10 protein-coding genes are annotated in these 9,084 nt (G+C 55.2%); 1 reads left to right on the top strand and 9 read right to left on the bottom strand.

What is annotated here, in order from left to right:
* Nucleotides 1-191: 191 nt before the first annotated feature.
* From cpdA to ABJK70_RS15620, 9 genes are all read right to left on the bottom strand, one after another.
* Nucleotides 192-1,034, bottom strand: coding sequence for a 3',5'-cyclic-AMP phosphodiesterase (gene cpdA, locus ABJK70_RS15660; RefSeq protein WP_347258425.1), 843 nt, complete (start codon nucleotides 1,032-1,034; stop codon nucleotides 192-194).
* A gap of 144 nt (nucleotides 1,035-1,178) precedes the next feature.
* On the bottom strand, nucleotides 1,179-1,694 hold the full coding sequence (locus ABJK70_RS15655; protein WP_077731328.1) for an adenine phosphoribosyltransferase: 516 nt from the start codon (nucleotides 1,692-1,694) through the stop codon (nucleotides 1,179-1,181).
* A gap of 1 nt (nucleotide 1,695) precedes the next feature.
* On the bottom strand, nucleotides 1,696-3,615 hold the full coding sequence (gene dxs / locus ABJK70_RS15650) for a 1-deoxy-D-xylulose-5-phosphate synthase (protein WP_347258424.1): 1,920 nt from the start codon (nucleotides 3,613-3,615) through the stop codon (nucleotides 1,696-1,698).
* Nucleotides 3,616-3,775: 160 nt separating this feature from the next.
* Nucleotides 3,776-4,678 (bottom strand): (2E,6E)-farnesyl diphosphate synthase, encoded by a 903-nt coding sequence (gene ispA, locus ABJK70_RS15645; RefSeq protein WP_347258423.1) that lies wholly within the window; start codon nucleotides 4,676-4,678, stop codon nucleotides 3,776-3,778.
* Complete coding sequence (locus ABJK70_RS15640; RefSeq protein ID WP_077731325.1) at nucleotides 4,668-4,898, bottom strand: exodeoxyribonuclease VII small subunit; 231 nt, start codon at nucleotides 4,896-4,898, stop codon at nucleotides 4,668-4,670. Before ABJK70_RS15640 ends, ispA begins: the two co-directional genes overlap by 11 nt.
* Nucleotides 4,899-5,079: 181 nt before the next feature.
* Nucleotides 5,080-5,934, bottom strand: a complete 855-nt coding sequence (sseA, locus tag ABJK70_RS15635) for a 3-mercaptopyruvate sulfurtransferase (protein WP_347258422.1) — start codon at nucleotides 5,932-5,934, stop codon at nucleotides 5,080-5,082.
* 17 nt (nucleotides 5,935-5,951) lie between these two features.
* Nucleotides 5,952-7,082 (bottom strand): succinyl-diaminopimelate desuccinylase, encoded by a 1,131-nt coding sequence (gene dapE / locus ABJK70_RS15630; protein ID WP_156881758.1) that lies wholly within the window; start codon nucleotides 7,080-7,082, stop codon nucleotides 5,952-5,954.
* Nucleotides 7,079-7,420 carry an ArsC family reductase gene (locus tag ABJK70_RS15625; RefSeq protein WP_133718991.1) on the bottom strand — a complete coding sequence of 114 codons (342 nt, stop codon included), beginning with the start codon at nucleotides 7,418-7,420 and terminating at the stop codon, nucleotides 7,079-7,081. Before ABJK70_RS15625 ends, dapE begins: the two co-directional genes overlap by 4 nt.
* Nucleotides 7,417-7,995 (bottom strand): DUF2726 domain-containing protein, encoded by a 579-nt coding sequence (locus ABJK70_RS15620; RefSeq protein WP_077731321.1) that lies wholly within the window; start codon nucleotides 7,993-7,995, stop codon nucleotides 7,417-7,419. Before ABJK70_RS15620 ends, ABJK70_RS15625 begins: the two co-directional genes overlap by 4 nt.
* A 636-nt stretch (nucleotides 7,996-8,631) precedes the next feature.
* Here ABJK70_RS15620 and ABJK70_RS15615 point away from each other — a divergent pair.
* Nucleotides 8,632-9,084 (top strand): hypothetical protein (locus ABJK70_RS15615; protein WP_347258421.1); only part of this gene is annotated, 453 nt, incomplete at its 3' end.

Below are 9,084 nucleotides of genomic sequence, written 5' to 3'. Positions count from 1 at the left end.
TGGACGGTCGGTCTGCGTTGGGACATTACCCCAAACTGGATGGCGCGGGCGGAGTATCATCGTGTACACGGCACCGGCTGGCTTGCGGACACGGAGAATCCGGATCCACAAAAACTCGACCCGGACTGGGATTTATTCGCGCTGGAACTTTCCTTTCGCTTTTAGCAGTTCAATGCAAACCAGTAATGCCGTCAATATCCTTTTGACGTGAACTCCAGACCTGCCGGCATCTCAGCGAGCCGCTCCACGCCGGTATCTATCGTTCCGTCGGCGTAAAGCTCAATCCATCGGTAGCCTGGAGGAGCCCGGTCGACGGCAAAATCCGGACTTAGGGGTTTGAACTGAAAGCACGTTGAAGGGGAGGCGAGTAGACGCAGCCGTCCGTATACCTCGTCCATCGCTTGATGTACGTGGCCGAATACGACGACTCGAGCGTGAGGGTATTTCTGAGTTATCGTCAAAAACTCGTCCGCATTTTCCAGCACCATGGTATCCATCCACAGGCTGCCGCTGGGGATAGGGTGATGGTGAAGCGCGATAAGGGCATAACGGTCGGAGTGTTCGGTCAGCGAAATTTCGAGTAAGCGAAGCTGTTCATCTGACAAGCGCCCGTTAGGCTTGCCGCTGATGGTGCTGTCCAGACAAATGATCTGCCATTTGTCCAGGAGTATCTGCGGGCTGACATGAACATTCTCGGACGGCAAAAGTTCTGACATGAGCCGAGGATCGTCATGATTACCCGGAAGGCAATAGCAGTGAACATTCAAAGCGGTAAGCCGTTGTTTAAGCCGTTGATAACTTGAAACACACGGGTCCTGAACCAGGTCGCCCGTCAGGAGAGCCAGGTCCGGTCGCCAAGGGGTCTGGTTGGCGCGTTCGACAACAGCCGCAAAACTCAGCTCGGTTTCCACCCCAAGCAATGTTTGGCCTTGTTCGGCAAGAAAGTGAAAGTCGGTGATGTGGAGGATACGCGCGACCACCGTTTTTCGGCTTGACGGCGCATCCGTGCTCCCGATGTGCCCGGCGCTGCTCATCTGAATCTCGGCCGCTTGGGCACGCCGTTGGGTACGGACGCAGGCACTATTTTCACTGATAAGAATGAAGCCACGGCATTGTCGGACAGAAGAAATGCGCCGTACGAAGTATGCTCACCGGTTAATGACAGCGTTGTTGCGCAATTAATAGTGTAAGAGTGAATGGACGGAGTATCGTTCCAATTTATCCCGTCCTTTCAGCTCATCGAGCTCCACGACAAACGCGCAACCGACGATTTCCGCGCCCAAAGACTCGACCAGCTCGCAGCTGGCTTTAGCCGTGCCACCGGTAGCCAACAGATCGTCTACCAAGAGAACCTTGTCTTCGGGACCCAACGCATCGATATGCACCTCGAGCGCAGCGGATCCATATTCGAGGTCGTAACTAATGGTTTGCACGTCATAAGGGAGTTTTCCGGGTTTTCGAAGAGGGATGAACCCTACGCCCAACTCCCAGGCGACCAACGAGCCAAAAATAAAGCCGCGCGCTTCCATGCCGGCGACCGCAGTGATTTCCCGGCCGAGGTATGGGTGCAACAAATGGTGCACCGCCAACCTCAATGTGACCGGATCCTTGACTAGAGGCGTGATGTCCTTGAAGAGAATGCCCGGCTTTGGAAAATCCGGAATATCCCGGATGGCCGCTTTGAGCTTTTCCATATCATAGGCCTCGCGTGGCCACCGTAACACGGGGCGAAGCCGGCTTCAGGGCATCGAGGTTTCCCACGTACTGCTCGATGGTTTCCGTGATGCCATCGGAATCCAGGCCGCAAAGCGCCAGTAATTCTTCGCGACTGCCCTGATCGAGAAATTGGTCCGGCAGACCGAGATTGAGTACGGGAACGTAACATTGGCGAGATTGCAGTAGTTCATTGACGCCGCTGCCGGCCCCTCCGGCGATGGCATTGTCTTCGACCGTCACGAATATTTCATGAGTCTTCGCCAATTCCAGAATCAGCGTTTCGTCCAGCGGTTTCATGAAACGCATGTTAACCACGGTAGCGTCAATTCTTTCTCCGGCTTCGATCGAGGGGGCGAGCAAAGTCCCGAAAGCGAGTATCGCGATCCTTTTGCCGCGACGCCGGATTTCACCTTTACCTATCGGGAGAGCGGTCATCTCAGCGACAACCGAAACGCCGGGACCTTTGCCTCGGGGATAACGGACAGCAGCGGGACCATTATGCTGGAATCCGGTGAAAAGCATCTGCCGGCACTCGTTTTCGTCGGCCGGCGCCATGATCACCATATTCGGAATGCAGCGCATGAAGCTTATGTCGAAACTTCCGGCGTGAGTCGGTCCATCGGGGCCAACCAGCCCGGCGCGATCGATGGCGAACAGGACGGGCAAATTCTGAAGCGCTACGTCGTGTATGAGTTGATCATAGGCACGCTGCAAGAAGGTCGAATAAATCGCAACTACCGGCTTGTAACCTTCGCAGGCCTGGCCGGCGGCCAAGGTTACCGCGTGTTGCTCGGCGATCCCGACATCGAAATAACGGTCCGGAAACCGAGTCGAGAATTCCACGAGCCCGGAGCCCTCCCGCATGGCAGGCGTGATACCGAGCAGGCGATTATCCCTTGCCGCCATGTCGCACAGCCATTGTCCGAATACTTCGGTGAAGCTCGGGCTTCCCGGTTTGGACTTCGGCAGATGATCTTTGCTGAGATCGAAGGAGGAAACGCCGTGGTAAGCGACCGGGTCTTTCTCGGCCGGTAAATACCCTTTGCCCTTCTTGGTGACGACGTGTAAAAACCGGGGACCGGGCAAATCCCGCAAATTACGCAAGGTCGGAATCAACGTATCGAGATTATGGCCATCGACCGGTCCGATATAGTTGAAACCCAATTCTTCGAACAAGGTCCCAGGGGCGACCATGCCTTTGACGTGCTCTTCGGCGCGGCGCGCGAGCTCCCATACGCTGGGCATGCTTCGCATCAGAATCTGCTTGCTGCCCTGCCGCACCGTCGAATAGAACTTGCTGGAGAGAAGCCTTGCCAGATAATTATTGAGCGCTCCAACATTGGGCGATATGGACATCTCGTTGTCGTTGAGGACGACGAGTAGATTGGCGTCTAGCACGCCGGCATGGTTAAGCGCTTCGAACGCCATGCCGCCCGTCAAGCCGCCATCGCCGATGATAGCAACGGCATGAGTGTCGCGCTTACGAAGCGACGCGGCAATCGCCATTCCGAGCGCCGCGCTGATCGATGTGCTCGAGTGACCGACGCCGAAACAGTCGTAAGGGCTTTCATCCCGATTCGGAAATGCGGAGAGTCCGTTCTTCTTGCGAATGGAAAGCAACCTTTCGCGGCGGCCGGTCAAGATCTTGTGGGGATAAGCCTGGTGGCCCACATCCCAAACCAGCTTGTCTTCAGGCGTGTCGAAGACATAGTGCAACGCGATGGTGAGTTCGACCGCACCCAATCCGGCTGCCAAATGACCGCCCGACTGACTTACGCTATCCAGCAAAAAAGCGCGCAGTTCCTCAGCGAGTTGAGGTAATTGATCTTCGGGTAGGGCGCGTAAGTCCGCGGGACTGCCGACGGTTTGTAGGAGAGGGTATTCGTTCGCTTTATTCATTGATGTTGTGAGGCTTCAAACCAGGCTTATTCGCGGGTAAAAGATGATCCTGAATCAGGCATGAGCCGACCAATTATGAAACTCGAAGTTTTAGCTTTCAAGGATAGTTTGTTCTGCGGATGCCGTTTCAAGGAAGCGATATAGCTTTCGCCGTAAGGGCTTAGGCGCGCCGTTCGATAATGAAAAGCGACAGCGCACGCAGGATTTCGCCCTCGGCACCAAGACCGGATAACGTGTCCAAAGCCTCTTCATGCAGCTCGCGCGCCTTTTGCTTCGCGCCCGCCAATCCCAAAAGTGCGGGGTAATTGGGCTTGTTATTGTCCCGGTCTTTGCCTTGGGTCTTGCCCAAAGTCTGGGTATCGCTTTCTTCATCCAAGACGTCGTCCTGAATTTGGAATGCCAGGCCGATGCACTTGGCGTAATGGTCCAGTTTTTCGGCGATGTCACCATCGAGCGACGGATTCGCCAGAGTCGCCAGTTTGACGCTGGCGCGAATCAGGGCTCCCGTCTTTCGAATGTGCATATTCTCCAAGCTTGGCAGATCCAGAGTTTTTCCAACCGAATCGAGGTCTATGGCTTGACCGCCGACCATGCCGAACGATCCGCTCGCCGTTGCTAAGGTCTCGATCATCGCAAGCCGGCTACCGGCAGGCACCGCAATGGACGGATCGTGGGACAGAACGTGAAAAGCCAGCGCTTGCAGGGCATCTCCTGCCAGGATCGCCGTTGCTTCATCGAATGCGATGTGGCAGGTCGGTTTGCCGCGCCTCAGATCGTCATCGTCCATGGCGGGTAAATCGTCGTGGATCAGCGAATAGACGTGGATGAATTCCACGGCGCAGGCGGGGCCATCGAGGCATTCCCAGGGAACCCCGACGGTTTGCCCGGTCGCATACGTCAACAAAGGACGCAGCCTTTTTCCGCCTCCCAAGACGGAATAGCGCATCGCTTGATGCAAACGCTCGGGCATTCGGCTTGCCGCCGGCAGCCTGAGATCCAAGGCCGATTCTGCCCGTGCCTGGCAGATCTGCATGAAGTGATTCAAATCGGTTTCAAGATTCATCGGCAAAGGGCTTTAAGGTAGGTTCTCCGTTTTCTTCCAGCAAAATCTGGACCTTTTGTTCAGCTTCTTTCAAAGCTTTTTGGCAGAAACGGGTCAATTGAACCCCGCGCTCGAACAGCTTTAGCGATTCCTCCAAGGGAAGGCTGCCTTGTTCCATACGCTCGATCAATTGCTCCAGTTCGGCCAGGGCCTCTTCGAAATTCAGGTTCTTTTTGGCCATATCGGCGTATCCGACGGACGATTCCAACGCTTCGATTGAGAGCGAACGGCCATTATCTCAGATGTTGGAACTTGATAAAAATAGTCGGATTTTCGTTCTATCGCTCGACTGATTCGCATAGAGTGACGAAAGGGAGGTCAAAAAACGTCCTATCGATCCGAATTGGCCGCTTTCGAGACTACTAGCCGACGCTTACAGGGGTGTCGCTTAGACCGCCCCATTCGGTCCATGAACCATCGTAGACGGCGACGGATTCACGACCGAGACAATACAAGCCGAGAGCGAGTACCGATGCGGTTACGCCTGTTCCGCATGTGGTGACGATCGGCTTCTCGAAATCGGTGTCGGCATCCTCGAACTCTTTTCGGATCTCGGCAGCGGGCTTCAAACACTGCGTCGACTCGTCGACCAGCCTCTTGAAGAAAAGGTTCTTGCTTCCGGGAATATGGCCCGACCGAATGCCGGGACGAGGTTCGGGTTCCCTACCGGCGAATCGCCCAGGCGAGCGGGCATCGATTATTTGCGTCGCGGTGCTGCCGATCAGTGCTTTCATTTCGTCGAGATTCCGGACCAAGCTAGGGTCGAACGTGGTCTTGAACGGTCGGGTTTCGGCGGTGACGCGGCTTGTATCGACGGGGAATCCCTTCGCTTTCCAGTTTTCCAGTCCGCCATCCAGAACCGACACTCGATCATGGCCGAACACGCGGAAGGTCCACCAGACTCGGGCCGAAGCCATGAAGCTGTTGTTGTCGTAAACGACGACATGGGTCTGATTAGCGATGCCCAGTTGACCGACCGATGCGGCAAAGAACTCGGGGGAGGGCAGCATGTGCGGCAGCGAATTGCCTTGGTCGGCAACGGCGTCGATATCGAAGAATCGGGCTCCCGGAATATGCGCAGCGAAATATTCCTGCTCTGCATCGCGCCCTTGGTTGGGAAGGAAAAATGTGGCATCGAGTATGACGATGTCGGAGGTATGAAGGTGCTTAGCGAGCCATTCCGCACTGACCAGGGGAGATTGCAGGTCTTTTTCCATGATTGGGTCTCTATCCTCTAAGAAGCAAGCAGGTTAACGAGCACCTGCTCGTAAACCTTTGAAAGCTTGTCGATATCCTCGATACGTACGTGTTCGTTGACTTTGTGAATGCTGCCGTTGATCGGTCCCAGTTCGACGACCTGTGCTCCCGTCGGCGCGACGAAACGCCCGTCGGAGGTGCCGCCGCCGGTGTCCGGACTTGCGCGTCGCATAAGAACTGTTTCAAGCGCCTTTTGCGTGGCCTCGATCAGTTCCGGTTGGGGCGTCAGGAAGGGCGCGCCGGATAGCCGCCAGTTCAGCTCGTACCGCAAACCGTGTTTGTCCAAGATGGCGTGAACGCGCTGTTTTATCTGATCCTCCGTCAATGCCGTCGAAAAACGGAAGTTGAACAGGACCTCGAGCCGTCCCGGAATCACGTTTTCGGCGCCGGTTCCGGCCTGAATATTAGATATCTGGAAACTGGTGGGCGGAAAATACTCGTTGCCTTGGTCCCAGACCTCGCTGGTCAACTCCGACAAGGCGGGCGCGAATCGATGAATCGGATTTTCCGCTTTGTCCGGGTAAGCCACGTGGCCTTGCACGCCGAATATGCGCAGGACGCCGCATAGCGATCCGCGGCGACCGATACGGATCACGTCCCCTAGCGAAACGAAACTGGAGGGCTCGCCGATGAGACACCAGTCGATTTTTTCATCCCGATTCTTCAACGTTTCGATGACTTTGACCACACCGTTCGTCGCCGCGCCTTCCTCGTCACTGGTGAGAAGCAGGGCAACCGAGCCTTTATGATTGGGGTACCTGCTGACGAATCGCGTCAGCGCCGTGGTCATGGCGGCGATGCCGCTTTTCATATCCGCCGCGCCTCTTCCGTAGAGCTGACCGTCGCGAATAGTGGGTTCGAAGGGCGGCGAGTTCCAGTCCTCCGAAGGACCCGCGGGCACTACATCGGTATGGCCCAGAAAACAGAGCAAGGGTTCCGATTCGCCTCGCCTCAGCCAGATGTTTCTTGTATCGGCGAAATTGAGCCACTCGGTTTTGAAACCGTAGGGTTCCAGCTTGGCAGCGATCAAATCCATGCAGCCTGCATCGTCGGGCGTAACCGAAGGGCGCCGAATCAGCTCGACGGTCAAATCCAAGGTATCGCTCATAGTGTCTTTTCGTACTGCTCCGGCGAAAATCCGCTCAAAATTTTATTGTTTGCTTTCAATACCGGCCGCTTGATCAGTGTCGGGAGCCGAACCATCAATTGCAGCGCTTTTTCGCGGTTTAGATCCAGCCGGTCGGCATCGGAGAGCTGGCGCCAAGTTGTGCTCCGTCGGTTAAGGAGCAATTCCCACCCGAGAGCGCGTTCGATGTCTTCGAGGACGGATAACTCCAATCCGTCCTCCCGGAAATCGTGGAAACGGTAGATTAGGCCGCGCGCATCTAGCCAGGCGCGCGCCTTCTTGCATGTATCGCAGTTTCGAATGCCGTAGAGAACCATCATGGGTCGAACTCGATGTCTTCGATACTGGAAATTCGAGGCTCCTTACGGCCGTCCGATTCGACCAGATACAAGGGCTCCTTGCGGACAGCCGAAGCAATGCTTTGTTTGATTTCCATTGCGTCGTAAAACGGTCCGGCTTCGATTCGCACCAAAGGCAGACCAGCGGCGTCGCAGACCGCTCTTAAGGGATCAGCCGGTGTTGCGGCGGTTCGCTTTCCGGATACGGAATGTTCGTAAAGTTCCAAAGCGCAAGCGACGGATAGATCGGTTTTACCGCACAGGACAAAATCGAAACATCGGTCGCCAACTTGCTCGAAGGCTTTTCTTGCGCCATCGCTTGCACCTTCGTCGCGTTGGGAAATGAGCTCGATTACGGGAATTTTGCCAAAAATTTCATAGTCGTCGCCGACGGCCTGTTTTAGGGCGAAAAAGAAAACCCGTTCTTCGGACGAAAACAGAAAATCCTCTCTGCGATATGCGGATTTTCGTGCCTTTTCGGACGATCTCGACGAGCTTCGGACGAACAGCAGCAAGGCAGCAAGAGCGGCGATCCCGACAAGAATCAACCAATTCATTCATTTTCTCCAAAACGCCGTGTTCCCCAAGAGCGGATCTCGTCGGAAAAGCGCCGGGCACCCATCCATCGAAAAGAGCAGCAAATGCTGGAAAGGACAACTCGGCTCGAATATTTACCAGGGAGCTGGTAGACGATGATTGTTTAGTTTGCCGCGCATTATACCGAAAGCGGTTACCTCGTGTGACAGGTCGAAACAGGCAGCGATCCTGCTTGTCGAAGCAGAAGATCTCGATGCGGTGGAAAGAGCTGCAGTCGACCCGTCCTTATCCTTTGCGACTCGCACGAGCTACCGGCCGGGGTGCGAAAAAATAAGTTTCAAAGGATTTTTGCGAAACTTGACGGAATCGAGGCGGGAATTCTGTCTATATAGGCAAGAGAGACTTTCTACGTGAAGCCGCGCGGGTTTTATGGAACTGTTCCGGCAAAAAGAGACCCGACATTTCTGCCGGGTCTCTTGCCGCATGCACTGATGTTGGAGGCACAGTTAGAGCGGCAATAGCAGGGTAGCGCATAAGAGGAATTTTACGCAAGCCGTGCAAATACCCTGAAAGTCGAAAGTCTCTCATGCCTATTGGAACTCGGTTTGAGCGGCGTCATTTTTTGTGCTCTGTAAGCCGGGTCACGAGGCCGAAGATTGAGCTTATTGGCTTTTTTCGATCCGCGCATTCTGCTCATAAAAGAGGATGGATGCTCTCAGTTCAAAATCAAAGAGCGATTGTCTAGTCGAGACACATCGTTTGCGCTCGGTGCCGCCGGGATATTTCCTACGCCCGACGGACGTCTCTCTCAATCCAAGCGAAAGGAGGCAATAATGGCGTATCGAACACTGGTAGTTCTCGCGAGTGTTGTAACGCTTTCCGCGAGCGTTGCAGTCACGGAGGCTCAGGAGCGGAGCCAGCAACGTTCGCAAACACAGGAACAAATCTATGGCAAGCAATTGATGACAGAGCAAGAGCGTGCCGAATATCGCGATAGAATGCGCGGCGCTAAGACGGCTGAAGAGCGCGAGCAAATTCGCAAGGAGCACCATGAGCGTATGAAGGAGCGCGCCAAGGAGCGCGGAGTGACCATTCCCGACGAGCCTCCG

Source organism: Methylocaldum sp. (assembly GCF_039794385.1).
GTDB lineage: Bacteria > Pseudomonadota > Gammaproteobacteria > Methylococcales > Methylococcaceae > Methylocaldum.
Note: the sequence above shows the minus strand (reverse complement) of the source record. Positions and strands in the feature narration are given on the sequence as shown.

Coding starts and splice junctions, on each gene's coding strand:
- cpdA (WP_347258425.1), bottom strand. CDS start 1,034: ATGAGCAGCGCCGGGCACATCGGGAGCACGGATGCGCCGTCAAGCCGA.
- ABJK70_RS15655 (WP_077731328.1), bottom strand. CDS start 1,694: ATGGAAAAGCTCAAAGCGGCCATCCGGGATATTCCGGATTTTCCAAAG.
- dxs (WP_347258424.1), bottom strand. CDS start 3,615: ATGAATAAAGCGAACGAATACCCTCTCCTACAAACCGTCGGCAGTCCC.
- ispA (WP_347258423.1), bottom strand. CDS start 4,678: ATGAATCTTGAAACCGATTTGAATCACTTCATGCAGATCTGCCAGGCA.
- ABJK70_RS15640 (WP_077731325.1), bottom strand. CDS start 4,898: ATGGCCAAAAAGAACCTGAATTTCGAAGAGGCCCTGGCCGAACTGGAG.
- sseA (WP_347258422.1), bottom strand. CDS start 5,934: ATGGAAAAAGACCTGCAATCTCCCCTGGTCAGTGCGGAATGGCTCGCT.
- dapE (WP_156881758.1), bottom strand. CDS start 7,082: ATGAGCGATACCTTGGATTTGACCGTCGAGCTGATTCGGCGCCCTTCG.
- ABJK70_RS15625 (WP_133718991.1), bottom strand. CDS start 7,420: ATGATGGTTCTCTACGGCATTCGAAACTGCGATACATGCAAGAAGGCG.
- ABJK70_RS15620 (WP_077731321.1), bottom strand. CDS start 7,995: ATGAATTGGTTGATTCTTGTCGGGATCGCCGCTCTTGCTGCCTTGCTG.